A 25,523-nucleotide genomic window follows, 5' to 3' on the forward strand; every position below is an offset into this window, starting at 1 on the left:
TGATTTCGGTGATCGACGCCTACGCGCTGACGCTGACCGCACTGTTGCTGACCTCGGGAACCATCGCCGACATCGTCGGTCGCAAGGTGGTGTTCGCGTCCGGCATCGTGGTGTTCACCATCGGCTCGCTGCTCTGTGGTCTTGCCCCGACGATCGAATTCCTGGTCGGCGCGCGGGCATTGCAGGGCGTCGGCGGCGCGATCATGTTCGCGACCTCGCTGGCGCTGTTGGCGCAGGCGTTCGCGCCGAAGGAGCGGGGTGTCGCCTTCGGCGTGTTCGGTGCGGTGACCGGTGTGTCCGTTGCAGTCGGCCCGGTGCTCGGCGGCCTGCTCACCAGCGGGATCTCCTGGCACTGGATCTTCTACGTGAACATCCCGGTGGGGATCTTCGCGCTCGCGATCACGCTGTGGGGAGTCGATGAATCCAAGGCGCCGGGTGCGCATCGCATCGACTGGTTGGGGTGCGTGACGTTCAGTGCCGCGTTGGCGTTCCTGGTCTTCGGACTGATCCGGAGTCACGCTGACGGCTGGGGATCGTTGACGGCCGCTGGCTCGCTTGGCCTTGCGGCAGTGCTCCTGATCGCGTTTGTGATCGTCGAACGTGTTGTGTCCCAACCGATGATCGACGCTTCACTACTGCGGGTACCGACCTTCAGCGGCGGACTCGTTGCGGCGTGGGCCATCTCGGCGTCGATGTTCTCGGTGCTGACCTACCTGGTGATCTATCTGCAGTCGATCATGGGCTATTCGGCTCTCGAGGCCGGTCTCCGGTTCCTGCCGTTCTCGGGTGTGGTGTTCCTCGCGGCCGGTGTTGCGGGCCGACTGTCCGACGTGGTGCCGGTGCGCTGGCTGATCGCGCCCGGGTTCGTGCTGGTTGCGGTGGGCCTGTGGCTGCTGCGCGGCACCGATCCGACCGGTAACTGGACACAGCTGATCCCCGGATTCGTGGTGGCCGGGATCGGCACCGGCCTGATCAATCCGCCATTGGCGTCGACGGCTGTCGGGGTGGTCGAACAGGCCCGCGCGGGAATGGCGTCGGGCATCAACTCGACCTTCCGCCAGATCGGTATCGCCACCGGCGTCGCACTACTGGGCAGTCTGCTGGCCGCGCGCTACTCCGACGTGGTCAGTGACGCCCTGGCCGACGGTCCGCTCGCCTCGAGGTCTCGGGAGATCGGTGACGCGCTCGCGAGTGGCGATGTCGCGCAGGTGATGCAGGGCGTGCCCGGCCCGATGCGGGGACAGGTGCTCGCCGAAGCCGCACAGGGATATGTCGCGGGACTCGACCAGATCCTCGCCATCGCGTCGGTGACGGCCGCAGTGGCGGCGGTGGTCACCGCGGTGTTGATTCGGCAGAAGGACTTTCATCACGAGCGTGAGGGTGACTACGCCGGGACGGGCCAGGTCGCGGCATCCCTACGATCCTGACCGTTTCCGTTTCGTTGCCGTCTCGTGGTCGTTCCGGTGCACTCCGTTGCCGTGATGCGAGAGCACTTGTGCCTAGGGTGCACCAAGGGGCAGAAATCCGGGGGCCGCGAACCGTGAGGTGATGGCCGTGACGCGTACACATCGCGCATGGGTCGCTGCCATCGTGGTCGGGATCGCGCTGGTCGCCGGATGTGCGCGCGGTCCGGACACACCGACTGCCACGGTCACCTCGTCACACGATGCCCATGTGCCGGCAGAGTTCGACACCACCTTCCGATGGATCGCCGGGCCGGCACTCGACATGTCGAGTCCCGAGGGTACGTTTGTCCGCGCGTACGTCGAGTCCTTCGAACTCGCCAACGCCGGTGGATCTGTGCAGTGGGGTTACCGCGGCTTCGTGCAGGCCTCGCCGTCGAACATCGACCAGATGATCCTGGCGTATCCGTCGGGTGTGTCGGCTGGACGCCACGCCGTGGGCACGGCCTTCTTCACGTCGCTGCGTCGGATCGACGGTGTCGATCGAACTCGTATTGTGCTGTGCCGCTATGGATATCGGTCTGTGCGCGACGGTGATGCGTGGGTGTCGAAGGTCGACGATCCGCACCCGGTGGAGATCGACTTCCGGCGTGAGGGTGCAACACCGCCTACCGCTGCGAGCGGCCGCTTGCGTACTCCGGAGACCGCAGTGTTCGGCGGTTGGTACACCACCCGATACGACTTCGCCGCCGTCTACCCGACCCCGACCGCCGACCAACATGCCTGTGCCGCAACGGTTCCGGACGCGTCACTGAATCGCGGACCTGCGCGTGGCGACCAACCGTGGCCGACGATGGCTCCGAGTCCTGGATGGTCGGGTCGGTCGGTGGTGTGAAGAGTCTCGCTCCCGCTGGCTTAGCCCATCTGCTGATTGATTTCGACAAGCTCAATCCAAGGAGTAGCCGAGCCCCTCAGGGCGAGGCGTATCGAAATCCGGCGAGATTCCGTGTCCGCAACCCGGTTGTCGCTGACACTGCCGTCTCCCGAGGTTTCGATACGCGGCGGGCTCGCTGCGCTCGCTCGTCGCTACTCAACCAGCAGTGGTCGGCGGCTCTTTCCGATCAGCGTCAGGCCGGTTCGACCGTGAGCCCGAGCGCACCCTCGGCAAACCGGGTGACGGGGCCGGTGGCGACCTCGACTGCCTCGTCGTAGCCGGAGCGGGCGCGCGCCCACAGGTGGCCCGTCTCGCCGTCGCGGGTGACACCGATCAGGGCGATCAGCTCACCGGTGGTCGGAATGCAGATGGCCCAGACGAATTCGGTTTCGCCTGCCCAATTGCGGTCGGCGGTCGAGACGTATCCGGCGGGGTCGTCTACCCCGAGATCGGACAACGCCGGGACATCGGATATCCGGTCGTCCGCACGAAGCGCACGCAGATACCAGGTCCCGGCGTTGATCTCGACTGCTTGCAGCGTTACTACTTCAGCTCGAGGAGGACGGTGCCCTGGGTGACAGCGGCGCCGGCCTCGACGGAGAGTCCGGTGACAACGCCGTCCTTGTGCGCGGTGACCGGGTTCTCCATCTTCATGGCCTCGAGGACGACGACGAGCTCGCCCGCGGCGACCTGCTGGCCCTCCTCGACGGCGACCTTGACCACGGTGCCCTGCATCGGGGCGGCCACGGCGTCACCGGATGCGGCAGCGCCGCCACCCTTCTTGCGTGAGCGGGCCTTCGGCTTCTTGCGGACCACGCCGTTGCCGCCGCCACCGTTGCCGAGTGCGAGATCGCCGGGCAGCGACACCTCGACGCGGCGTCCGCCGACCTCGACGACGACCTTCTGGCGCGGGGCCTCGTCGTCGTCCTCGATCGCCTCAGCACCGGTGTAGGGCTCGATCGGGTTGTCCCAGTCGGTCTCGATCCACTTGGTGTAGATATCGAACTTCTCGACGCCGTTCTCGTCGACGTGGCCGTGGAAGGCCGGGTTCTCGACGATGTGGCGGTGGAACGGCAGAACTGTGGCCAGACCCTCGACCTGGAACTCGGCCAGCGCGCGACGCGACCGTTCGAGCGCCTGCTCGCGGTTCTCGCCGGTGACGATCAGCTTGGCCAGCATCGAGTCGAACTGTCCGCCGATGACGTCGCCCGCGACGACGCCGGAGTCGACGCGCACGCCCGGGCCGGTCGGCTCCTTGTAGACGGTGATCGGGCCGGGAGCGGGCAGGAAGTTGCGGCCCGCGTCCTCGCCGTTGATGCGGAACTCGAAGGAGTGTCCGCGCGGGGTCGGGTCCTCGGAGATCTCCAGCTTCTCGCCGTTGGCGATGCGGAACTGCTGGCGCACCAGGTCGATGCCCGCGGTCTCCTCGGTGACCGGGTGTTCGACCTGCAGGCGGGTGTTGACCTCGAGGAACGACACCAGGCCGTCGCTGCCGACGAGGAACTCGACGGTGCCGGCACCGTAGTACCCGGCCTCACGGCAGATGGCCTTGGCCGAGGAGTGGATCTTGGCGCGCTGCTCATCGGTCAGGAACGGAGCGGGGGCCTCCTCGACGAGCTTCTGGAAGCGGCGCTGCAGCGAGCAGTCGCGGGTGCCCGCGACGATGACATTGCCGTGCTGATCGGCGATGACCTGTGCCTCGACGTGGCGCGCCTTGTCGAGGTAGCGCTCCACGAAGCACTCGCCGCGGCCGAAGGCGGCGATTGCCTCACGGGTCGCCGACTCGAACAGGTGGGGGATCTCCTCGATGGTGTAGGCGACCTTCATGCCGCGTCCGCCACCACCGAATGCGGCCTTGATGGCCACGGGAACACCGTGTTCTTCGGCGAAGGCGACGACCTCGTCGGCATCCTTCACCGGGTCCTTGGTGCCCGGCGCCATCGGCGCGTCGGCCTTGAGGGCGATGTGGCGGGCGGTGACCTTGTCGCCGAGGTCGCGGATGGACTGCGGCGACGGTCCGATCCAGATCAGCCCGGCGTCGATGACGGCCTGCGCGAAGTCGGAGTTCTCCGACAGGAAGCCGTAGCCGGGGTGGATTGCGTCGGCGCCCGACTTTGCGGCGGCATCCAGGATCTTGTCGAACACCAGGTACGACTCGGCCGAGGTCTGTCCGCCCAGCGCGAAGGCCTCGTCGGCCAATTTCACGAACTGTGCATCCGCGTCGGGCTCGGCGTAGACGGCGACACTGGCGAGTCCGGCGTCACGAGCGGCGCGGATCACGCGCACGGCGATCTCGCCACGGTTGGCGATCAGGACCTTGCTGATGACGGACGGGGTCGTGGAACTGGGCACTTGTTCTCCTGGGCCTTACTCGTGCTGGGTGCTGCGACTTGCGGCGCTGCACAGGCATGTCGGACATCGAGTCTTGTGGGTGCACCCGCGCGGTCGGGGTGTGACCTCAGCGGGTGACGTACGACACCTGGGAGTGTATGTGTCGCACGTTCCGGGGAATACCCTAGCCCACCGAGCAATCGTTCGGTGGAGCCCTATGTCACATCGTCGGACCGAAGGTGCTCGCGTCACCGAGCGATCGAACGAGTTCGGTGAATGCGTGCAGGTAGGCGTGCACGGGACCGACGTCGGGGTCGATGCGATCGCCGTCCTCGGAGTGCGGAGTGGAATTGTTCACTCCGGGTGTCGCGGGCTGCGCGGACTCGCGGGGGAAGCGTGCCGAATACCGCATTCCGGACGGCGTGCGGTTGATCCAGATGTACACCTCGTCGGGTGCATAGCTGTGGCTGCGGATCACCTTGGCCCTTCCGGCGTCGGCCACGCCGGCACCCGGCGCATACCGGGTGTCGATGAAGGAGATCACGAACCGCGGATGCCCCTTGTGGCCGAGCAGCTCGGCGACGCGGAGGAACGGCAACGTAGCGCCCCGCCTGCCGTTCTTGAGCTCGGCCGTGGCGCGGGTGATGGACTCGTCGAAGCTCGGCGAATCCGACATGTCGATACAGAACGGTGCCACCGCGACGAACCAGCCGAGCGCAGTGAGCCATTGCGTGTCGTCGCGTGTGTGCCGGGGAAGGACGCAGCGGAACTCGCTGTCGCCGGTCAGTTGGTGGTGAACGACGGCGAACGCGGCCAGAACCCCAGCGGTGAGGGTGCCGCCGGCCTCCGAACAGACGGCGTTGAACCGGTTGGCGCCCGCGTCGTCGAGGATCGTGCCCCACAGGGATTCCTGGGGGTCGTCGGTGGCGGGATCGGGATCGACGGTGGCAACTCGCGTCGACGCAGAGGTATCGGACCCAGAGGTGTCGGACGCAGAGGTGTCGGACGCAGAGGTATCGGACGCAGAGGTGTCGGACGCAGAGGTGTCGGACGCAGAGGTATCGGACGCAGAGGTGTCGGCCAGCAAGGGCGGCATGTCGCCGGAGCCCGACGCGAGGAAGCGTTGCCACGTGGCCACCGCGGGATGGTCGGCGCCCGACTGATCGGCAAGACGTCGTTCCTGTGCGCTGAAATCGACGTAGCTGCCCACCTCGGGCAGGTTCGCGGCCCGGCGCTCACGGACCGCGCGGTAGAGCGTCACGAGTTCCTGCTGAGCCATGATCAGCGAGTAGCCGTCGACCAGCGAGTGGTCGGCGGCGAAAAGCAGGGTGAACGACCGCTCCCGGCCGACCGTCGCGAACATGTACGCCGGCCACTGCAGCGGGGCAGTGGCCCGATCGAAGGACCCGGCGATCTGCTCCATCAGCGGACCCGACGCGTTGTACCAGCCGATTCGGCCCATCTTGAGCTTGACGGTGCCCGGCGCGGTGGTCAGACGCTGCAGCCCGCGGCCCTTGATCACGACGTGACTGCGCAGCACCTCGTGCCGATCGATCCACTGCGTCAGGACCGAGCGGATCGCGGGGATCGACAGCGGTTCGTCGAATTCGATCGACAAACCCAACCACGACTCCCGGCCACCCTCACGGCGGGTGCGCACCCGGTACTCGAAGGCGGAGCGCAAGTGCTCCTCGTGATTGTGCGACGTCAACCGCGAATCGGTGCTCCATGCGCCGAGCCCACCCGGCACGAAAGGCGTCCATTCGACGAGCCCACCGGGTTCGAGCGGTTCGTCGCGGATCTGGACGAACTTCATGCCCCGGGATGGTTGGAACTCGGCCCGGCGGAGGTCTGGGTGCGGACCTGACCCTTGATGCGCCCCAGCATCCCGGCCATGCCGCGCAGGCGCAGCGGGCTCACCGCCGACCCCAGTCCGAGGTCGTAGTAGAAGTCGGCGGGCACCTCGAGGATCTCCTCGGCCGATGCGCCGTCGAGGCCCTGATGCAGGATCGACGCGAACCCGCGAGTGGTCGGTGCCTCCCGAGGCGCGCTGAAGTAGAGGCGCACCGCGGACGGCTGCGTCGCGTCGACCGACAGGAACACCGGCGACTGGCACTCGGGTACCGGTTCCATCGCGTCCTCGCGCAAGTGATCGGGCAACGCGGGCAGTTCCCCGGCGAACTCGAGCAACAGCGTGACCTTGTCCGAATCGCCGAGAGCCCCGAAATCGTCGACGATCTCGGCCAGGGCGGGCGGCAGGGTCATGCCGCGGAACCGGGCGGCGAACCCGGCTCGGTGCCGACGGCGATGGGCACCCGGACCGCGTTGCCCCACTCGGTCCACGAACCGTCGTAGTTGCGCACCTTGGTGAAGCCGAGCAGGTGAGTGAGCACGAACCAGGTGTGGCTCGAACGCTCGCCGATGCGGCAATATGCGATGGTCGGGGTGTCGGGGTCGAGGCCTTCGTAGACATCGTCGAGTTCGGCCCGCGGGCGGAATCGGCTGTCGGGCGCTGCCGCCTTCGCCCAGGGGATCGAGACCGCGGTCGGGATGTGGCCACCACGCAGTGCGCCCTCTTCGGGATAGTCGGGCATGTGCGTGCGTTCGCCGGTGTACTCCTGCGGTGAGCGCACATCGACCAACGGCTCGGTGCCGATGGCGGACAGGACCTCTGGCGCGAACGCGCGGATCGTGTCGTCGTCGCGCTCGACCACCGGATAGTTCGATCGCGGATACTCGGGCACGTCGAAGGACGTGTCCCGGTCCTCGGCCATCCACGCGTCACGTCCGCCGTCGAGCAGTCGGACGTCCTCGTGGCCGAACAGGGTGAACACCCACAGCGCGTAGGCGGCCCACCAGTTGCTCTTGTCGCCGTAGATGACGATCGTGTCGTCGCGTTCGATTCCCTTGCTGCGCATCAATTCTGCGAACTGCTCGCCGTTGATGTAGTCGCGCGTCACCGGATCGTTGAGATGGAGGTGCCAGTCGATCTTCTGCGCCGTCGGGATGTGCCCGATGTCGTAGAGCAGCACGTCCTCGTCGGACTCGATGATCTTGAGGCCCTTGGCGCCGAGATGCGCGGACAGCCACTGGGTGGTGACCAGACGTTCCGGATGGGCGTAGTCGGCGAAGGCCGGGTTCGGGTCGGTTTCAACACTCACGGTCTGAGTCTAGGGGTTTGTGGCCCAGTCATTCGGCTCACCGACAATCCACGCTCGGGGGGTGTCGCGATTGCTAGATTCGTTTCCATGATTCGTGCAGGTGAGCGGCGTGTGTTTCGTGTCGGGATCGCATTGGCCGCCGTCGGCGTGATGGTGCTCGCGGCGTGTGGTTCGCAAGGGTCGGACAAAGGTTCGTCGTCGACGACGAGTGCGAGCCCGTCGTCGACCACCTCCACGACCACCACGACGACGTCGACCAGCACCTCGGCGCCGTCCGGTGGCGTCGTGCCCGGCGCATGCACGAAGGCGGCATGCCCCGACCTGGACGAGTCGTCGGGCAATCTCATGCGCGGAGTGGTCACGACGGAGAATGCCAACGGAACCAACGTGACGCAGTTCCTCACCGACGCCCTCGATGACCTCGACGAGTCGTGGGGTCAGTGGTTCAGTCAGGTGCAATGGGGCGATGCCTCGCCCGGCCGCGCCCTGATCGCGCCGGGCACCACTTTCATGACTCGTTGCACCGACTCGGAAACCGGTGAGGCCGAACCGGTGCCGTCCGACGAGAAGAATGCCTACTTCTGCTCCGCGGATGCCGCGCCCAACGGTGCGGGGGTGACGCGGCAGGGTTCGGTTGTGCTCCCGGTGCAGACCTTCGTCAACTTCTGGCACGGCCAGATCGTCGGTGTCCCCGCACCATTGGGGGCGGGCGAGTTCGCCGCCGCGACCGTGGTCGCACACGAGTACGGCCACAACGTGGTGTACCGGATCGCGCAACAGGGCAACATCCCCCGAAGTGGGTATCCGCAGGGCGACAACAGCGAACTGATCGCCGACTGCTTTGCCGGCAACTGGGCGGCGACCGCGCTGCGGCAGCGATTGCTCCGACCCGACGATCTGCGGCAGGCGGTGTCGTTGATCGAGGTCGTCGGGGACCCGGAACCGGGACAAGGCCACGGGACCAGCGCGGAGCGGGGTTTGGCGATCCAGCGTGGGTTCGGTCTGCCCGGCCGGCCCGGCCAGCCCATCGATTGCCTCACCACGTACTGGCCCGAGGTCTTCGGCGCCTGAAACGGCAGCGGGGGCACGCCACCAGAGTTCATTCGTTCAACGCTGCCGATGTGCGGCCGCGCTTGATAGGTTCTTGGCCATGAACGGTGCGGGACGTACGCGTTTGACACGGGTGTTGGTCGGTGTTGCCGTCGTCTTCTCGATGCTCGCGGTGGCCGGTTGCTCGGTCCTGGATTCCGGTGACAAGAATGCCGGTTCGTCGAGTCGCGCGGCGTCCTCATCCTCTGCCGAGACGTCGAGCCCGCGCACCGCCACGTCGACGCCGAGTAGTCCCGGCACCTGCAGCGCGACATCGTGTCCCAAGCTGCCGACACCGTCGTCGGACGTCATGGAGAGTGGCGTCACCGACTCCAACGCCGACACCGCGGTGCCGGCCTACCTCACCAGCCTGTTCAACGACCTCGACGAGACCTGGGGCGGATGGTTCGGCGAACTGGGTTGGGGGAGTCCGGATCCCGGCCGTGAACTGATCGAGCCCGGCACCACCTTCCGGACCGAGTGCATCGACGACGAGAACGACGCGAACATCCCGTCGAATCTGGCCAACGCGTTCTTCTGCCCAGTGGACACCCAGCCCAACGGATCCGGTCAGCCGACGAAGGGCACCATCGTGTTGCCGGTGCAGACCTTCCAGGCGATCTGGCAGGGCAACGTCTTCGGGGTGCCGTCCCCGGTGGTCGGCGACTTCACCGCTGCGATCGTGGTCGCGCACGAATACGGCCACAACATCGTCTACCGGATCTCCGAGGTCCTCGACATCCCGGAAAGTCAACAGCCGCAAGGCAACAACTCCGAGCTGATCGCAGACTGCCTCGCCGGCAACTGGGCAGCCACGGTGTTCCAGCGTGATCAGTTGTCGCCCAAGGATATTCTTCAGGTCGCGACTCTGCTGCCGATCATCGGTGACCCGGGCCCCAACCAAGGACACGGCACCATTCGTGAGCGCGCCACCGCGCTGACCATCGGACTCACTGGGCCGCAACTGAATCGGCAGGGCCAACCCGTCGACTGCCTGTCGAAGTACTGGCCGGAGAAGTTCTCCTGATTTGGCAGTGTCATCTCGCCAGGGGCTTCGAGGCTCGCAGGCTCGCACCTCAGCCGGCGGGTGGGTCACCATCCGCTCCCTGAGGTGCCCGAGGCACAAGCCGAGGCCTCGAAGGGCTCGCGCCTCAGCCGGCGAGAGGGCGCCAGAAGTCGTCGATGCGCAGGCCGACTCGTTCGACAAGCATCCGTACGAGAGGCAGTCCGATACCGATCACCGACGACGGATCACCGTCGATCTTCTCCACCAACCAGCCGCCGAGCCCGTCGAGGGTGAAGGCGCCGGCGACCTTGAGGGGCTCGCCGGTGGACACGTAGCGCTCGATCACCTCGTCGGCGGCGTCGGCGAAATGCACCGTTGTCGACGAGGTGTCGCCTGCCTCGGCACGGTTCGCGCCGTCGAGGCGGATCAGGTGGTGTCCGGTGAGCAGGTCGGCGTGCCGGCCGCGCATGGTCTGCCACTGGGTCAGCGCTCGCTCGGCGGTGTGCGGCTTGCCGAGGAGCTGATCACCGAGGTGGAGCATCGAGTCGCATCCGATCAGCACGACCGGTGCCCGATGATCCGCGAGTGCCGCGATCTCCGGCGTTGCGGCCACCGCTTCGGCCTTCGCCCGCGCGAGCGCGAGCACCACCTCGGCCGGGTCGGTGGAGTCGGGCAGCGCGGCGATGACCGCATCCTCGTCGACGTCGGAGACCCGGACGACGGGATCGATGCCCGCGGCCTGCAACACACGCAGGCGTGCAGGGGAGGCGGAGGCCAGCACGAAGACCGGTTTGTCTGCAGCTATCACGGAACCGGGAGCGCTCAGTAGCGCATGTTGGTGAAGCTCGTCGGTGCGCCCCACTGCGGGCGCAGCCGATCGATCGCACTGCCCCATTCGTTGCGCGGCTCGGTGGAGGTCTGGGCCGACCCCCCGCCGGCAGCAGCACCGGCGATGAGAGCGGTCAGCACCGCGAGCTCCTCGTCCGACGGGTTGCCGCGCACCACCCGCAGGAAGGGGCGGGCGGGCGCTTGCGACGTCGTGTCGTCGGTTGCGTTCTCGGTCATAGCGGGATGTTTCCGTGCTTCTTCGGCGGCATGGTGACCATCTTGCGCTCGAGCAGCTTGAGGGCGGTCGCCACCTGGCCACGGGTGTGGCTCGGCGGGATCACCGCGTCGACGTAGCCCCGTTCGGCCGCCACGTACGGGTTGACCAGTGTGTCCTCGTACTCCTGCTGTAGCTGCAGGCGCAGTGCGTCGACGTCGTCGCCGTTGGCCGCAGCCTCCTTGAGCTGGCCGCGGTAGACGAACCCGACCGCTCCCGACGCGCCCATGACCGCGATCTGGGCGGTCGGCCACGCGAGGTTGACGTCGGCCCCCATGTGCTTGGAGCCCATGACGTCGTACGCGCCGCCATAGGCCTTGCGGGTGATGATGGTGATCTTGCCGACGGTGGCCTCGCCGTAGGCGTACAGCAGCTTGGCGCCGCGGCGGATGATGCCGTTGTATTCCTGGTCGGTGCCGGGCAGGAACCCGGGCACGTCGACCAGCGTCACGATGGGGATGTTGAAGGCGTCGCAGGTTCGAACGAACCGTGCGGCCTTCTCGGAGGCGTTGATGTCGAGGCAGCCGGCGAACTGGGTCGGCTGGTTGGCCACGATGCCGACGCTGCGACCGTCGACCCGGCCGAAGCCGACGATGATGTTGGTCGCGTAACCCTCTTGGACCTCGAGGAACTCGTCGTCGTCGAGGATGCGCCGGATGACCTCGTGCATGTCGTACGGCTGGTTCGGGGAGTCCGGGATCAGGGTGTCGAGCTCGAGGTCCTCGTCGTTGAGGGTGTCCTCGATCGACCCTGCGGCCGGCTGCGTCACCGGCAGACGCGGTGCGTCGGCCCGGTTGTTGCTGGGCAGGTAGCCGAGCAGTTCCTTGACGTATTCGAGGGCGTCCTCCTCGTCGGAGGCGACGTAGCTGGCGGTACCCGACTTGGCCATGTGCGTCTGGGCGCCGCCGAGTTCTTCCATGGTCACTTCTTCGCCGGTCACGGTCTTGATGACGTCGGGGCCGGTGATGAACATCTGGCTGGTCTTGTCGACCATGACCACGAAGTCGGTGAGCGCCGGGGAGTAGACGTGTCCGCCGGCGGCAGCGCCGAGGATCAGCGAGATCTGCGGGATGACGCCGGACGCGCGGACGTTGCGGTGGAAGATCTCGCCGTAGAGACCGAGGGAGACCACACCCTCCTGGATGCGGGCGCCCGCACCGTCGTTGATGCCGATCAGCGGGCGGCCGGTCTTGACCGCGAGATCCATGACCTTGACGATCTTCTCGCCGTACACCTCGCCGAGGCTTCCGCCGAACACGGTGGAATCCTGACTGAAGACGCACACCTCGCGACCATCGATCGTGCCGTAACCGGACACCACACCGTCGCCGAGCGGACGGCGATCGGCGAGCCCGAAATTGGTGCTGCGATGCCGGGCGAGGGCGTCGAGTTCGACGAACGAGCCCTCGTCGAGCAGATGGGTGATCCGCTCGCGGGCGGTCAGCTTGCCTTTTTCGTGCGTCTTCTCGACGGCTGCTTCGCCGACCGGATGCTTGGCCTCGTCGATGCGGTTACGCAGATCAGCGAGCTTTCCCGCAGTGGTGTGGATGTCGGGAGCCGCGTCGCCGTCGCGTGAAGCTGTGGTCATGACTGTCGATGCTAACGACCCGAGTGTGAGCTACGTCAACCGGATCGACGTGAGATATCCCTCAGGTTTCCGAGCGATCGGTCGGTGGGATGGCGACCGCGCCCCGTAGGCTCATCGACATGGACGAACCGGTCACCCAGAATCTGCGCGACGCCATCGACGAATTGCGTCCGAGGATCGCCGACACGCGCTGGCAGCGCATCGAGGTGGTCGAGGCCACCGGGTCCACCAACGCGGACCTGATGGCTCGTGCTCACGAGCCGGAGATCGTCGGGACGGTCCGCATCACGACCGATCAGACCGCCGGCCGCGGCCGCCACACGCGCGTGTGGGAGGCGCCTGCGGGAACCCAGGTCGCGATCTCGGCCGTGCTGCCTGCCGGGGACAAACCCGATCGTCTGGGGTGGTTGTCGTTGGCGACCGGTGTCGCGGCGGCGTCGGCGATCGAATCGGTGACGAGCCTGCGCCCGGTCCTCAAATGGCCCAACGACGTGCTGATCGACGGCAACAAGGTCGCTGGCATTCTTGCCGAGGTCACCAGCGTCGGTGACCTCGGAATCGTGGTCGTGGGCATCGGCATCAACACCAACATGACCGCCGAGCAGTTGCCGGTGCCCACGGCGACGAGTCTGGCTATCGCCACCGGCCAACCGGTCGACGCGGCCGCGGTGGCCGTGGAGTATCTGCGCGCGCTGTCGGGGCAGGGGTGGCCGGAGGACATCGCAGCCGTCACCGAGAATTATCGCGGGCGGTGCGACACCCTGGGGCGTCGTGTGCAATTGGCCCTGCCCGGCGACGAGACGATTGTCGGCACCGCCGTGGACATCGACTCCGACGGCCGCATCGTGGTCGAGGACGCGGACGGTCGGCGGACCGTGGCCGCCGCCGGCGACGTCACGCATCTGCGCAGCGTCGACTGAGACCCGCCCTATCTCGGCTGGTTTGTGGTCTTGCGTCCCATCGCCGGTATCAACGTCAGCAGCGGCAGTCCGATGATCAGGTGCATCACCGCTGTGCCGATCTTCACCGAGACCTGGGCCGACAGCACCAGCGGGATGATGACCGCAGCGGCGACGAGCAATCCGACGATCCAGGTGTAGAACTGGTCCGGCGACGGTGTGCTGATCTGCAGCACGTACCAGAGCGCACCGGCGGCCAGGGCACACAGGAAGCCGACGACCGCGAACCAGTACTCGTCTCGGGCGACGGGATTCCAGATGCCGTACTTGCCGGATTCGTTCACCTGATCGACGATCGCGCGGATGATGAACGCGGCCAGCCAGGCCGCGAGTCCGGTCACGACGCCGGACATCACGACGCCGCCGACGAACATCCCGACGTTCACATTCGGGCCGCGCTTGGGACGCGGCTGCGGCGGCGGATACCCGCCCTGTGCATAGTTGCCCTGGGCGTACTGCGCATTCGGATCGCTGCTGTATGCGCGCGATTCCGGACGGTAGTCGGGCTCGTAACGGGCGGTGCCCGGATCGCGGGGATCTCGCGGGTCGGAAAAGCTCATGTGTTCCTCACCGGGCACGATATGCCCTGTTCGGTGGCGGTCTCTGACGCATTGTACTCAGGGCGGCGATTGGTGGCCCCGGCCTGCGAATCCACCCACTAAGCTGATCGCCATGGCCTATCCGCGGGAGAACCTGGCGCCCGGCGAGCGCATCGTCCTGCATCGTCACCCTCATTGGAAGTGCCTGCTGGGGCCCTTCCTGATCTTCATCCTGGTCACCGTCGTGGTCGGGGTACTTGCCGGCGTGGTGACCGGAAACGACCTGGGCTCGACACCCACCATGGTGCTGTTGATCATCCTCGGCGTGCTGTGGCTGGCCGGCTTCGGCTGGTACTTCGTGCGTCCCCTGGTGTCGTGGAAGTCGACGCACTTCGTGCTCACGGATCGTCGCGTCATCTTCCGTAACGGCATCATCACCCGCTCGGGAATCGACATCCCGATCCGGCGGATCAACACCGTGGAGTTCCGGCACGGCCTCATCGACCGGATGCTGCGCACCGGCACGCTCGTCATCGAGTCGGCGTCCGACGACCCGCTGTCCTTCGACGACATCCCGCAGGTCGAGAAGGTCCACGCGCTGCTGTATCACGAGGTGCTGGACATGCAGGACGACGAAGACGGCGGCGCGCGGGCCGACACCGGGACAGTGGACCGGTGACCGACGTCCTGCTCGCCGAGGACGACGCCGCGATCGCCGAACCGCTCGCGCGCGCTCTCGCACGCGAGGGTTACGGCTGCGAAGTGGTGACGACGGGTACCGCCGCCCTCGAGCAGGCCCTCGACAACCGGTTCGAGTTGCTTATCCTCGACCTCGGGCTGCCAGAGGTCGACGGCCTGGAGGTGTGTCGTCGTGTTCGCGCGCAACGGCCTGCGCTCGCGGTCATGATGCTGACCGCGCGGACCGACGAGGTCGATTTCGTGGTCGGACTCGATGCCGGCGCGGACGACTATGTCGGCAAACCGTTCCGCCTGGCCGAACTCCTGGCCCGGGTGCGCGCGCTGCTGCGCAGGCGCCCGGCGGGCGACGTGGTCCTGGAAGGCGGTGACATCCGTCTGGATGCCCGTGGCCGTCGGGTGTTGGTGGCCGGACGAGATCTCGTCCTGGCCAACCGCGAGTTCGACCTCCTCCGATTCCTCATGGAACGATCGGGCGAGGTCGTCAGCCGCGACGAGATTCTGACCGAGGTGTGGGGGTCGGCGGATCTCCGTTCGTCGAAGACCCTGGACATGCACATCTCATGGCTGCGCCGAAAGATCGGCGACGACCGTCGTGAGGGTCCGCGTCACATCGTGACCGTGCGCGGCGTCGGCTTCCGCTTCGATCCCTGATCCGCCGTCGAGAAACTCCTCATGCGCCGCCGAATACTCAACACGATGCTCGCCATGCTGCTGGCGGTCGGTGCGCTGCTCGGGATTCCGCTGAGCGTCGTCGCGTGGTGGTGGGTCGCCGACAACGCCCATCAAAGCCTCGACGCCCGACTCAAGGTGATCTCCGATCAGCTCATCCGGGCGGAGGGGCCCGACGGTCGGGTCCCGCCGGATGTCCTGACCGGCGAAGACGTCGCGGTGCTGCTGCCGCCGGACGGACGGCTCACACTGCGCTATCCCGACGCCACCGGGATCGAACGCACGACCACGACCGGCAGTCAGATCGACGGCAAGACCATGGCGGATTCGATCGGGCTGGGTGATGCCGGAACACTCGCCCTGGAGATCCCCCTCGATCAGGTCCGCGACGACCAGCTCGCGGCGGTGGGGATCGTGGCGATCGTGGTGGCCGGTTCGATCGTGGCGGGCACCGTGGTCGCGGCAGTGACGGCCGGTCGGATCGCCGACCCGCTGACCGACCTGGCCGCACGCGCCGGCGCCATGGCCCGTGGTGACTTCCGCAGCGACTGGAAGATGTACGGCATCGCGGAACTGGATCGGGTCTCGCGCGCACTCGGCGACGCGAACGCGGAGATCGCCCTGCGGCTCGAACGCGAAGGCGAGATCGTCGGCGACGTCTCGCATCAGCTGCGCAGCCGCCTGACCGCCATCCAGCTGCGCCTCGACGAACTGTCGATGCACTCCGACCCTGCCGTGGTGAACGAGGCAGAGGCGGCCTTGTCGCAGGTCGAGCGTCTGTCTTCCGAACTCGACGAGATGGTCGCGGCGGCCCGCGACGACCGTGGCGCGCCGCATGTCACCGACGTCCGTGACATGCTCACCACCCTCGTCGGCGATTTCCGCAGCGCGTTCGACGCAGCGCACCGCGAACTGTCGGTGACCTTCCACGGCACGGCGCAGGCGTTGAGCGCCCGCCCTGGACGGCTGCGCGAAGCGGTCAGTGTCCTGGTCGACAACTCGCTACAGCACGGCCGGGGTGAGTGTCGAATCACCGTCGGTGAACTGCCGAGGGCGAACATGCTCAGGATCACCGTCGCCGACGACGGTGAGGGGGTGCCCGACTCGGCCGCCGAGCACATCTTCCGGCGGGGTTACTCCGCCGGGCGCGCCGACGGGGTCGGCGGCAACGGCGTCGGCCTGTCGCTGGCCCGGGCGCTGGTCGAGGCCGACGGTGGTCGACTGGAACTGACGGTGCGTCGACCGCCGGAATTCGCGATTGTCGTCCCGTCGGGCACCGATGGTGACGACCCGCCGGGTCCGACCCCGCCGCTGACCGGCATCAGGCGTGACCGAGTTCCTCATCGTTGAGTTCGGCGAGACTGGCGTGCAGGTCGGTGGACCCGGCGTCACCGCCGCGCAGCTTCTCCTCGGGGAAGGCGAACTTGCGCAGCGCCCAGAACCGGAACGCCATCTGCAGGATGTTGCCGATGATGAAGCCGAGGATGAAGTCGACGACCGCCAACTCGATGGCGCTCAGGTTGTCCCGGACGTCGAAGACGTTGTTGGCCAAGAACAGCGGTGCCGCGGCCAAGATCACACCGATACCGCTGATCGCGAAGAACAGCAGCGCCTCGTGGTGGCGTTCCCGTCCACCGCGGTTCTTGAAGGCCCACTCGCGATTGAGGATGTAGCTCAGGATGGTTGCCAGGGTGCCGGAGATGACACGGGCGATCACCGGTTTCGTCTCGAGCACCGTGAAGGTCAGCAGATAGAAGATCGCCAGGTCGAAGACGAACGTCGTGCCACCGACGAGGGCGAACTTGATGAGCTCGTGGTGGCGCATCGCGAGGCGACGAACCGGCCCGGGGAGTCGAGCGACGAGCTCGTCGATGAATGGCACAAGATCCGAGTGTACGAAACAAAAGCGTCGGCGATCTCGACCGGTCGGTCATGCGCCGGACATGTCCGGCATGCCACGATGGGTCGCGTGAACCCAAGCGAGCAGGTGCCACGGCCCCAACCGGCCGACCGCACCCAGGCGAGGACGGGCGGAACCGACAGCGTGGGACTACCGACCGTGACGATGATCGGCGGCGGTCAGCTCGCCCGGATGACCCATCAGGCCGCGATAGCCCTCGGCCAATGCTTGCGGGTGCTGGCCACCACGTCGTCGGATCCGGCCGCGCAGGTCAGCGCAAACGTGGTCCTCGGCTCGCATGACGACCTCGACGACCTGCGCCGGGCCGCCGACGGGGCGGTGGCACTCACCTTCGACCACGAAGGTGTACCGCTGGCACACCTGCAGCACCTCGAAGCGGAAGGTGTGGCAGTGCGTCCGCCGTCGAAGGCGCTGCACTTCGCGCAGGACAAACTGGCCATGCGTGAGCGGTTGTCGGAATTGGGGTTGCCGGTCCCGGACTACGCCGACCTCGCCGGTGACCGTGACGGAGCCCGCACCCGGCTGGTCGAGTTCGGTGACGCACACGGATGGCAGGTGGTCATCAAGACGGTGCGCGGTGGCTACGACGGACGAGGGGTATGGCTCGTTGACAACCGCGACGCCGCGCTCGAGGTCTTCGACACCCGTCCGACCGATCTACCGGCGCTCATGGTGGAGAGCAAGGTCGACATGCGGCGGGAGTTGTCGGCGATGATCGCGCGTTCGCCGTTCGGCCAGGGTGGTGCTTGGCCGGTGGTCGAGACCGTGCAGCGCCACGGGCAGTGCGCCGTTGTGCTGGCACCCGCCCCGGGCCTCGACGCCGACGTCGCAGCCCAGGCCCAGCAGATGGCACTGCGGCTTGCCGCGGAACTCGGTGTGGTCGGTGTGATGGCGATGGAGCTCTTCGAGACGACCGACGGTGAGCTGGTGGTCAACGAGTTGGCCATGCGCCCGCACAACAGTGGGCACTGGACGATGGACGGCGCCATCACGTCGCAGTTCGAACAGCATTTGCGCGCCGTTCTCGACTATCCGCTGGGTGACACCTCGCCCCGCGCGCCGATCACGGTGATGGCCAACGTGCTGGGTGCGCCCGATGCGCCGGATATGTCGATGGACGAGCGGCTGCATCACCTGATGGCACGGATGCCCGACGCGAAGGTCCACCTGTACGGTAAGGGCGAACGACCGGATCGTAAGATCGGACATGTCAATATCGTTGGCCGGGTGGATGATTCACTCGCCGATGTACGTGAACGTGCCGAACGTGCGGCGCATTGGATGTCGCACGGCCAGTGGACCGACGGATGGGATGTGCACGGTGAGTGAGGGTTTGGCGCCACGCGTTGGCTTGATCATGGGCAGCGACTCGGATTGGCCGACGATGAAGGCCGCCGCGGAGGCGCTCGCCGAGTTCGACGTGCCGTTCCAGGTGGGCGTGGTGTCGGCGCACCGCACCCCGCAGCGCATGCTCGACTACGCGGCCGGCGCCGCCGAGAACGGCATCGAGGTCATCATCGCCGGTGCCGGTGGCGCAGCGCATCTTCCGGGCATGGTGGCCTCGGCGACACCGCTGCCGGTCATCGGTGTCCCGGTTCCGCTGCGCTACCTCGACGGGATGGACTCGCTGCTGTCGATCGTGCAGATGCCGGCCGGGGTGCCGGTGGCGACCGTGTCGATCGGCGGCGCGCGCAACGCCGGACTGCTGGCGGTGCGCATCCTGGCGTCGGGCGACGCGGAACTGCGCGGACGCATGGTTGCCTTCCAGCAGGGCCTCGAACGGATGGTGCTCGACAAGGACTCCGCGCTTCAGCAGGAGTTGTTGGGGGAGTAGGTTGCGTGGCTACAGTTCGAGCTTGCTGTGGAAGAACTCCAGAACCTGTTGGAGCGCTTCGTAAGTCGGCTCACCTGGTGCGTCGATCAGATCCTCTGTGAGAACCGAGTGCGGCTTCGGGAACTCCGAATCGGGGTTCGCGGTGGAGTCCGGCAGTTCGATCCCGATGAAGGCGTCGCCGAGCTTCTCCTCCAAGAACCGGAAGCGTGAGCCGGGTGCCAGGACGTCACCTTCGAATCGGAGTCCCATCACCTGAAGCCCCTTGGCGCATCGCACCTGCACTTTCTCCAGGTCGGCGTCGCTGATGTCGATCGTGGACCTGCGGCCGGGAAGCGCGGCGAAGGGCAATGACGGCTGTGACAGGACGGGTGCCAGCATGCGCTCGTCGGTCGCCATCGCGAGGGCGAATCCACCGGTGAAGCACATGCCGACCGCCCCGACGCCGGGTCCGCCGCAGCGTGCGTGTTCCTCGGCGGCCAGCGCGCGCAGCCAGGACGCCACCGGCGACGTCTTGCCGGTCGCGAGGACGGTGAACTCGCGTGAGATGCAGGCGCGCCCAATGGTGCCCAGCATGTTGGTGACGGCGCCGACCCGGCCGAGACTCGACGGTCGGGGATCGCGTCCGTCGACCCCGAACAGCGACGGCATCACGGCGGTCGCACCGAGATCGGCAACCCGCCGCGCGAAATCGGCCACCTTGGGACTGATCCCGGGCATCTCCGCGATGACGATCACCGCAGGCCCGGTGCCCTTGCGGTAGACACGGCGAGTTGCGCCGTCGTAGGTGACGTCCTCGGAGGTGAAATCGTCGAGCGGATCGTCGGTGTGTGTCCGGCTCATCGGCGTCACGCGCCGTGCAGGGTGCCGATGAGCACCGAATCGAACAGTCGGCCCGGAATTTTGGCGCCTTTGACGATGTCGGGGGAGTCGGACGGGACAACTCGCGGACCGGTCACGGTGTAATGCCGGGATTTGCGGATCAGGCCGAACGAGCCGGCAGCTTGCACATTGCGCACCCAGTCGGTGTGGCGTCCGTAGGTGAGGACGATGGACAGTCGGTCGCCGTCGACCCACGCCAGAACCGGTATGGAGTACTTCTTGCCCGACTTGCGGCCGACATGTTCGACCATCGCGTACGGGGCGAGCTTTGGCGCCCATTGGCGCTGAATGGGATTGGTGATCTTCTTGTTGATCCGGCCCACGACCGCAGGAATCTGCATGGCCTCCACTCTGCCCGAAGGGATCGGATCGCGGTAGGTCTTCGACCTCAGGAGTGTGGGAAGGGCTCGCTCCTCGCTACTCAACCAGCAGGGGTGCGGCGTCGTAAGTCAGGTCAGGATGAGGTCTGCCTTCTCGGTCGCGGCTCGTGCGTCGAGTGCGTCGGGCCTGGCGCCGGAGACGTGCACGAGCGACGCGCCGACCACCAACGGGCCGAGGAGATGGGCGAGCACGCCGTCGGGCGTGTGCCACTCCCGAGTCGAGAGGACACGGGTGTTGGGACCTATGCCCTCGTGTTCGGCAGCCGAAAACGCTTGGGCGACAACGTCTGCGACAGTTGCCGTCTCGAGTGCCGGACCGGCCTGCGACGACGACGCGAACTGATCGCCGTGCACGCGGACCACCGAGCCGTAGTCGGCGACTCCGGGCGGCAAATTGCGAAGGGGCAGCGCGAAGGCGTCGAGCGAGGCGATCACGAGTTCGTCGGCGTCGGGATGGTCGTCGATACCGTCGATGCCGGTGAACGTGACCACCTCATCGGCCGCGTCGTCGTGCCCGAGTCGGATGTCGGCGCCCGCCCACCAGGCACCGAGCAAGATGCCGGCCGTCTGCCAGTGCTCTGGCAAGTCCACGCGGACGACGTCACCGGAGACCACCCCGATCTCGTCGATGAGGTAATTGGCGGTCTTCGCGGCCCAGTTGCCCAGCGTTGCGCCGGACAGTTCGGTGCGCTCACCCGTCCGATCGTCGTAATAGGTCAACAGAGGTCGCGACCAGTCGGTGATGACGCCGAAGACGGCGTCGGTGACGGTGCGCGCGGTCATGGCTGCCATCAATTCACGCAGGTCGGACCGTCGGTGCCGGCGGTGATGGGCGGACGGTTGTTCCCGACGCGCTCACTGGCGGGACGGTTGTCCTCCTGAGATCCGGTGTCGGAGAACGATCCTGGGCCGGCGTAGGTGTTTGTCAGCACCGCGCGCAGCCGATGTGCGTCGATGTTGGGGTCGAGAAGAACTCGTGCGCCACCGAGGTCGCGCGCAAGCATCCGTGCGCCCTCGTTGTCCTCGTGTGCGTAGACCACAGAGTCGCGGACGTCGGCGGGCTCGGTCGACGTGCGGCCGGCCTGGAAGCCCTTGTTGGTCAGGATGTTCGCCACATTCGACGCCAGACCGTCAACGGTTCCGGCGTTGACCACGTCGACCGTGTAGTCGCTGCGTTCGCCTTGTCTCTTGCCGCCGTTCAGTAGCCCGTCGGTGAACTTCTTGACCGCGTCCGGATCGACGCGGACGACGCTCTGCTCGCCGTCGTCGCTCCAACCCTGTTCGTCGACCACCGGGATGGTCGCGAACTTCACCTTTCCGCCGCTGAGATCGCGCAGTTGTTCGGCGAACGACAGGATGTCCCAATCGTCGTCGATGACCACCGACCGGGAGACGGCCTCCTCGAGATCGGTGAGCTTGGCGGGATCGGTGAGCGTCTTCGCGGACAGGATCTTCTGGGTCAGCGACGCCATATATGCCTGCTGACGGGTGATGCGGTCGAGATCGCCCCGGGGGAGCCCGTGACGTTGTCGGACAAAGCTGAGTGCCCTTGGGCCGCTGAGGGTTTGACGTCCCGCTCGGAATTTCGCGCCGGTCACCGGGTCGGCGCTGGCCTCCTTGAGGCAGACCTCGACGCCGCCGACCGCCTTGGTGAGCAAGGCGAATCCCAACAGGCCGACTTCGGCGTAATGGTCGACGCGCACACCGGTCAGGCCGGCCACGGTGTCGATCAGGGCCTTACGTCCGGCGAGGACACCTGCGGCCTCGGCCTGTTTCTCGGTCTTGCCGGAATTGACGGCGTCGACGCGCGTACGTTCGCGCGTCGCTCCATAGGCGGCGTTGATCTTCGTCATCCCGATGCCCGGCGCCTTCACGTAGGAGTCGCGCGGAATCGAGATCGCGGTCGCCGACGACCCGTCGTTCGGGATCCGGATCAGCAGGATGGTGTCGGTGTTGGTGGCCACCTCGTTGCCCGCGCGCAGCATCCGCTGCTCCTCCTCGGACAGCGGGTTGCCCTTGGCGTCGGTCCGTGAATCGGTGCCCACCAGCAGGATGTCGGTGGCGCCGTCCTCGGCGTCACCGAGCCCGAGACCACTGATCTGATTGATCTTGCCCTGCAGGTTGTTCATGCTGTTCCAGGCGTATCCGGTGCACAGCAAGACCGCCGCCGAGACCAGCGCGATGAAGCCGCGTCCCCACGCCGAACGTCCGAGCCAACCGCGGCCTCTCGGGCCCGTGCGGGCGGGTGGTGGCGCCGTGGCGGAGTCGGTGACCGCAGAGTCCGCGACAACAGAGTCGGCTGCCCCAGACTCGGCTGCCACAGAGTCGACTACAGCGTCCGCCGCCTTCTTGCGAGCGGGACGCTCCGGTTTGCCGCCGGGCGGGCGCGGTCGGCGCGGCTTGGTCGATGCCGCCTCAATTCTGCGTCGGTCGTCGCTGCGGGGTCGATCGTCGGTTCGGGGTCGACCGTCGGGCCGAGGCCTGCTGCCGGTCTTACGTGTGTGGATTTCTCCGGACGACCGGCGATTCGTGCCGTCCTTCTCGCCGGGGCGCGCGGGACGTCGCGGACGTTCGCCGCCCGCCGGTGTGCGATTCCTCCGGTCGGGTCCGCGATCACGCGCGTGTGGGTCTCGGGTCCGTTCTGATGAGCGCGGTTCACGAGGCTCCGAACGTCCGGCGTCGGCTGCGGGTCTACGCGGGCGAGGCTTTCGGGGCTCGGTGGCCGAGTCGCGCCGCTGGTGTTCGTCGCCGAGCTCTTGGCCGCCGAGCTGTTGGCCGCGAAATTCTTTGTCGCGGGCTCGCTCGCCGCCCGCTGTGCGGGGTGCTCCCGACCGGCCGGGGTCGGTCGGCCGACGACGTCGGCGCGGATCCGGGGCGGTGTCGGGGCGTGGTCGCGGACGTCCTCTGGCGCCGTCAGGTGGGAGATCCACGAGTGGGCGATACCTTTCGACTGGACCACGTGCCAACTGCACATCGTGAGACGGCCGTTGTTGGAGTGGTTGACGTTTCTGGTGTTGTTTCTCTGACGCCAGGCTACTGAAGTGACTCGAGAATCCGGGCACGCAACGCCGATGGAAGCCCGACGCGACGCGCAAGGTCGTGTCGTCGTACGGCACGATGGTGCCCATGGGGATGCGAGATGCAGAGCCGACGACGGTCTACGTACTCGGGGCCGCAGGCCAGCTCGGGTCGGCGCTTCGGGCGCGTCTGGCAGCGGCTCGTCTGCAGGCCCGGGTGAAGTGGCTGACCTCGGCCGACGTCGACATCGCGGATGGCTCCTCCGTGGATGCCGCGCTGAGGGGCCTCGCCGGTGGGGACGTGGTGCTCAACTGCGCCGCGTATACCGATGTCGACGGCGCCGAATCGGATCGTGCCGGTGCCTTTCTCGTCAATGCCGAGGGACCTGCCAACCTGGCCCGCGCCACGGCACCGGCCGGTGCCTGGTTGATCCACATCTCGACCGACTACGTGTTCAGCGACGCCGCGGCGGGGGCAACGGCGACAGGCGGCACTCGACACCCCTTTGAGCCGGACGACTCCACGTCGGTGACCCCGGCGACCGTCTATGGGGCAAGCAAACTCGCCGGCGAACGGGCGGCATTGGCCGCCGACCCGCGCACCACGGTTGTCCGCACCGCCTGGGTGTACACCGGCACCGAGGCGAGCAAGGACTTCGTGGGGACCATGCGTCGCCTCGAACGCACCCGCGAGTCGGTGTCGGTCGTCGACGACCAGCTCGGCTCGCCCACGTACGCCCTCGACCTCGCCGCCGGTCTGTGGGAACTCGCCGCCGCAGGCCCCTCAGAGCGGGTCGCCGGCGCGGTCCTGCACGCCACCAACGCAGGCGAGGCCACCTGGTTCGACGTCGCACGAGCAGTGTTCGCCGATGTCGGAGCGTCACCCGACCGCGTGCTGCCCTGCACCACCGCCGAGTTTCCGCGGCCCGCACCGCGGCCCGCCTACTCGGTGCTCTCGCAAGCGTCGTGGACATCGGCCGGTCTGACACCACTGCGGGGGTGGCGTGCCGCCCTCGACGAGGCGATCGCCGCGCCGGCGCCCGAAAGTAGTTCGTTACCCTGAGCCGGTGTCTGTGCCCCGAGAAGGTCTGCCCACCGACGATCACGTCGCAGTGGTGACGGTGACCTACTGGTCCGGTGAATATCTGGAGACGTTCCTGCGCAGCCTGCAGGTGGCGACCGAGCGACGGCCCCGGGTGATCATCGCCGATAACGAGTCCGGTGACGGCGCGCCGGAGGCCGCCGAACGCGACCATGAGCGCGTCACCCTTCTGCGCACCGGCGGCAACATCGGTTACGGCGGGGCGATCAACCTCGCGGTGGCCCAGATCGACCCGCAGATCGAATTCATCGTGATCGCCAACCCCGACGTCGAGTGGCTGCCCGGATCCATCGACGAGCTGCTGGCCGCGGCCGATCGGTGGCCGCGCGCCGGCTCGCTCGGGCCGTTGATCCATGAGCCGGACGGATCGGTGTACCCGTCGGCACGCAGGGTCCCCGATCTGGTGTCCGGGACCGGTCACGCCGTCCTCGGCACGGTGTGGAAATCCAATCCGTGGACGGCCGCCTACCGGGCCGAGAACGAGTCACCGACCGAGCGGAGGGCCGGCTGGCTGTCTGGCTCGTGTCTGCTGGTGCGCCGCGAGGCGTTCGACGCGATCGACGGCTTCGACTCCCGTTACTTCATGTACATGGAGGACGTCGACTTCGGTGATCGTGTCGGCCGCGCGGGCTGGGACAACGTCTACGTCCCGTCGGCCGAGGTGATCCACACCAAGGGTCACTCGGCCGGACGCAATCCGGAGAAGATGCTGCCCGCCCACCATCTCAGCGCGTATCAATTCCAGGCCGACCGCAACCCGGGGATGTTGCGGGCGCCGTTGCGGCTGGCGCTGCGGGTCGGCCTGGCGGTGCGGTCGCGCCTCGCCGTGCGTTCGGCGCGTCGGGCCTCATCTGCCGAAACGAGCGAGAAATCGTGAGTGGTGGTGAAGTGTTGGGGAACAGACCGATGG

The 25,523-nt window shown here is 67.2% G+C and carries 27 protein-coding genes; 12 read left to right on the forward strand and 15 right to left on the reverse strand.

The window, feature by feature from the left end; genetic code table 11:
• Positions 1–8 precede the first annotated feature (8 nt).
• Together MKW15_RS13390 and MKW15_RS13395 are read left to right on the forward strand one after the other, a co-directional pair.
• Positions 9–1,427 (forward strand): MFS transporter, encoded by a 1,419-nt coding sequence (locus MKW15_RS13390; protein ID WP_240858872.1) that lies wholly within the window; start codon positions 9–11, stop codon positions 1,425–1,427.
• 121 nt (positions 1,428–1,548) lie between these two features.
• Positions 1,549–2,298, forward strand: coding sequence for a hypothetical protein (locus tag MKW15_RS13395; RefSeq protein WP_240858874.1), 750 nt, complete (start codon positions 1,549–1,551; stop codon positions 2,296–2,298).
• Between the two features lie 232 nt (positions 2,299–2,530).
• On the opposite strand, the gene MKW15_RS13400 is transcribed toward MKW15_RS13395, so the two are convergent.
• The 5 genes from MKW15_RS13400 to MKW15_RS13420 form a co-directional block, all read right to left on the reverse strand.
• Positions 2,531–2,875, reverse strand: coding sequence for a hypothetical protein (locus MKW15_RS13400; RefSeq protein ID WP_240858982.1), 345 nt, complete (start codon positions 2,873–2,875; stop codon positions 2,531–2,533).
• A 5-nt stretch (positions 2,876–2,880) separates the two neighbouring features.
• The gene (locus MKW15_RS13405; protein WP_240858875.1) at positions 2,881–4,689 is read right to left on the reverse strand and encodes an acetyl/propionyl/methylcrotonyl-CoA carboxylase subunit alpha; all 1,809 of its coding nucleotides are present in this window, start codon (positions 4,687–4,689) and stop codon (positions 2,881–2,883) included.
• A 199-nt stretch (positions 4,690–4,888) separates the two neighbouring features.
• A complete protein-coding gene (locus tag MKW15_RS13410; RefSeq protein ID WP_240858878.1) occupies positions 4,889–6,484 on the reverse strand; it encodes a condensation domain-containing protein in 1,596 nt (531 codons plus the stop codon).
• Positions 6,481–6,933, reverse strand: coding sequence for a SufE family protein (locus MKW15_RS13415; protein ID WP_240858880.1), 453 nt, complete (start codon positions 6,931–6,933; stop codon positions 6,481–6,483). Before MKW15_RS13415 ends, MKW15_RS13410 begins: the two co-directional genes overlap by 4 nt.
• Positions 6,930–7,829 carry a sulfurtransferase gene (locus tag MKW15_RS13420; protein WP_240858881.1) on the reverse strand — a complete coding sequence of 300 codons (900 nt, stop codon included), beginning with the start codon at positions 7,827–7,829 and terminating at the stop codon, positions 6,930–6,932. The genes MKW15_RS13415 and MKW15_RS13420 overlap by 4 nt, the downstream gene beginning before the upstream one ends.
• Before the next feature lie 87 nt (positions 7,830–7,916).
• Between MKW15_RS13420 and MKW15_RS13425 the strand changes: the two genes are divergently transcribed.
• Positions 7,917–8,900 carry a neutral zinc metallopeptidase gene (locus tag MKW15_RS13425; protein WP_240858883.1) on the forward strand — a complete coding sequence of 328 codons (984 nt, stop codon included), beginning with the start codon at positions 7,917–7,919 and terminating at the stop codon, positions 8,898–8,900.
• Between the two features lie 36 nt (positions 8,901–8,936).
• On the opposite strand, the gene MKW15_RS13430 is transcribed toward MKW15_RS13425, so the two are convergent.
• The gene (locus MKW15_RS13430; protein ID WP_240858885.1) at positions 8,937–9,230 is read right to left on the reverse strand and encodes a hypothetical protein; all 294 of its coding nucleotides are present in this window, start codon (positions 9,228–9,230) and stop codon (positions 8,937–8,939) included.
• Here MKW15_RS13430 and MKW15_RS13435 point away from each other — a divergent pair.
• Positions 9,229–9,945, forward strand: coding sequence for a neutral zinc metallopeptidase (locus MKW15_RS13435; RefSeq protein ID WP_240858888.1), 717 nt, complete (start codon positions 9,229–9,231; stop codon positions 9,943–9,945). The genes MKW15_RS13430 and MKW15_RS13435 overlap by 2 nt on opposite strands.
• A gap of 124 nt (positions 9,946–10,069) precedes the next feature.
• Here the strand turns inward: MKW15_RS13435 and MKW15_RS13440 are convergent, their stop codons facing one another.
• The 3 genes from MKW15_RS13440 to MKW15_RS13450 are packed head-to-tail and all read right to left on the reverse strand — an operon-like array spanning position 10,070 to position 12,614.
• Positions 10,070–10,732, reverse strand: a complete 663-nt coding sequence (locus MKW15_RS13440) for a Maf family protein (protein ID WP_240858890.1) — start codon at positions 10,730–10,732, stop codon at positions 10,070–10,072.
• Positions 10,733–10,746: 14 nt separating this feature from the next.
• On the reverse strand, positions 10,747–10,989 hold the full coding sequence (locus MKW15_RS13445) for an acyl-CoA carboxylase subunit epsilon (protein WP_240858892.1): 243 nt from the start codon (positions 10,987–10,989) through the stop codon (positions 10,747–10,749).
• On the reverse strand, positions 10,986–12,614 hold the full coding sequence (locus tag MKW15_RS13450) for an acyl-CoA carboxylase subunit beta (RefSeq protein ID WP_240858894.1): 1,629 nt from the start codon (positions 12,612–12,614) through the stop codon (positions 10,986–10,988). Before MKW15_RS13450 ends, MKW15_RS13445 begins: the two co-directional genes overlap by 4 nt.
• A gap of 119 nt (positions 12,615–12,733) precedes the next feature.
• On the opposite strand from MKW15_RS13450, the gene MKW15_RS13455 reads away from it, so the two are divergent.
• The gene (locus MKW15_RS13455; RefSeq protein ID WP_240858896.1) at positions 12,734–13,534 is read left to right on the forward strand and encodes a biotin--[acetyl-CoA-carboxylase] ligase; all 801 of its coding nucleotides are present in this window, start codon (positions 12,734–12,736) and stop codon (positions 13,532–13,534) included.
• An 8-nt stretch (positions 13,535–13,542) separates the two neighbouring features.
• Here the strand turns inward: MKW15_RS13455 and MKW15_RS13460 are convergent, their stop codons facing one another.
• Positions 13,543–14,133 (reverse strand): DUF6069 family protein, encoded by a 591-nt coding sequence (locus MKW15_RS13460; protein ID WP_240858899.1) that lies wholly within the window; start codon positions 14,131–14,133, stop codon positions 13,543–13,545.
• 112 nt (positions 14,134–14,245) lie between these two features.
• On the opposite strand from MKW15_RS13460, the gene MKW15_RS13465 reads away from it, so the two are divergent.
• From MKW15_RS13465 to MKW15_RS13475, 3 genes are read left to right on the forward strand one after another with little or no spacing between them, the layout of a single operon-like run.
• Entirely contained in the window at positions 14,246–14,791 is a 546-nt protein-coding gene (locus tag MKW15_RS13465; protein WP_240858900.1) for a PH domain-containing protein, read from the forward strand.
• Positions 14,788–15,462, forward strand: a complete 675-nt coding sequence (locus MKW15_RS13470; protein ID WP_240858902.1) for a response regulator transcription factor — start codon at positions 14,788–14,790, stop codon at positions 15,460–15,462. Before MKW15_RS13465 ends, MKW15_RS13470 begins: the two co-directional genes overlap by 4 nt.
• Before the next feature lie 21 nt (positions 15,463–15,483).
• Positions 15,484–16,830, forward strand: a complete 1,347-nt coding sequence (locus tag MKW15_RS13475; protein WP_240858904.1) for a sensor histidine kinase — start codon at positions 15,484–15,486, stop codon at positions 16,828–16,830.
• On the opposite strand, the gene MKW15_RS13480 is transcribed toward MKW15_RS13475, so the two are convergent.
• Complete coding sequence (locus tag MKW15_RS13480; protein WP_240858906.1) at positions 16,802–17,362, reverse strand: GtrA family protein; 561 nt, start codon at positions 17,360–17,362, stop codon at positions 16,802–16,804. The two genes, MKW15_RS13475 and MKW15_RS13480, sit on opposite strands and share 29 nt — an antisense overlap.
• 78 nt (positions 17,363–17,440) lie before the next feature.
• On the opposite strand from MKW15_RS13480, the gene MKW15_RS13485 reads away from it, so the two are divergent.
• A complete protein-coding gene (locus MKW15_RS13485) occupies positions 17,441–18,730 on the forward strand; it encodes a 5-(carboxyamino)imidazole ribonucleotide synthase (RefSeq protein WP_374247111.1) in 1,290 nt (429 codons plus the stop codon).
• Positions 18,714–19,235 carry a 5-(carboxyamino)imidazole ribonucleotide mutase gene (gene purE / locus MKW15_RS13490; protein ID WP_240858908.1) on the forward strand — a complete coding sequence of 174 codons (522 nt, stop codon included), beginning with the start codon at positions 18,714–18,716 and terminating at the stop codon, positions 19,233–19,235. Before MKW15_RS13485 ends, purE begins: the two co-directional genes overlap by 17 nt.
• Positions 19,236–19,244: 9 nt before the next feature.
• Here purE and MKW15_RS13495 read toward each other — a convergent pair whose 3' ends face one another.
• The 4 genes from MKW15_RS13495 to MKW15_RS13510 all read right to left on the reverse strand — a co-directional run bounded on the left by MKW15_RS13495 (position 19,245) and on the right by MKW15_RS13510 (position 22,815).
• On the reverse strand, positions 19,245–20,075 hold the full coding sequence (locus MKW15_RS13495; RefSeq protein ID WP_240858910.1) for a dienelactone hydrolase family protein: 831 nt from the start codon (positions 20,073–20,075) through the stop codon (positions 19,245–19,247).
• 5 nt (positions 20,076–20,080) lie between these two features.
• A complete protein-coding gene (locus tag MKW15_RS13500) occupies positions 20,081–20,455 on the reverse strand; it encodes a nitroreductase family deazaflavin-dependent oxidoreductase (protein WP_240858917.1) in 375 nt (124 codons plus the stop codon).
• A 108-nt stretch (positions 20,456–20,563) separates the two neighbouring features.
• A complete protein-coding gene (locus MKW15_RS13505) occupies positions 20,564–21,277 on the reverse strand; it encodes a TIGR03089 family protein (protein ID WP_240858919.1) in 714 nt (237 codons plus the stop codon).
• Positions 21,278–21,285: 8 nt separating this feature from the next.
• Positions 21,286–22,815 (reverse strand): LCP family protein, encoded by a 1,530-nt coding sequence (locus MKW15_RS13510; protein ID WP_374247114.1) that lies wholly within the window; start codon positions 22,813–22,815, stop codon positions 21,286–21,288.
• Positions 22,816–23,611: 796 nt separating this feature from the next.
• Here MKW15_RS13510 and rfbD point away from each other — a divergent pair.
• Positions 23,612–24,574: a dTDP-4-dehydrorhamnose reductase gene (rfbD, locus tag MKW15_RS13515; RefSeq protein WP_240858986.1), complete on the forward strand. Its 963-nt coding sequence runs from the start codon at positions 23,612–23,614 to the stop codon at positions 24,572–24,574.
• 4 nt (positions 24,575–24,578) lie between these two features.
• Entirely contained in the window at positions 24,579–25,490 is a 912-nt protein-coding gene (locus MKW15_RS13520) for a glycosyltransferase family 2 protein (RefSeq protein WP_308221047.1), read from the forward strand.
• Positions 25,491–25,523 lie beyond the last annotated feature (33 nt).

Source organism: Gordonia gummivorans, assembly GCF_022513585.1.
In the GTDB taxonomy this organism is placed as follows: domain Bacteria; phylum Actinomycetota; class Actinomycetes; order Mycobacteriales; family Mycobacteriaceae; genus Gordonia.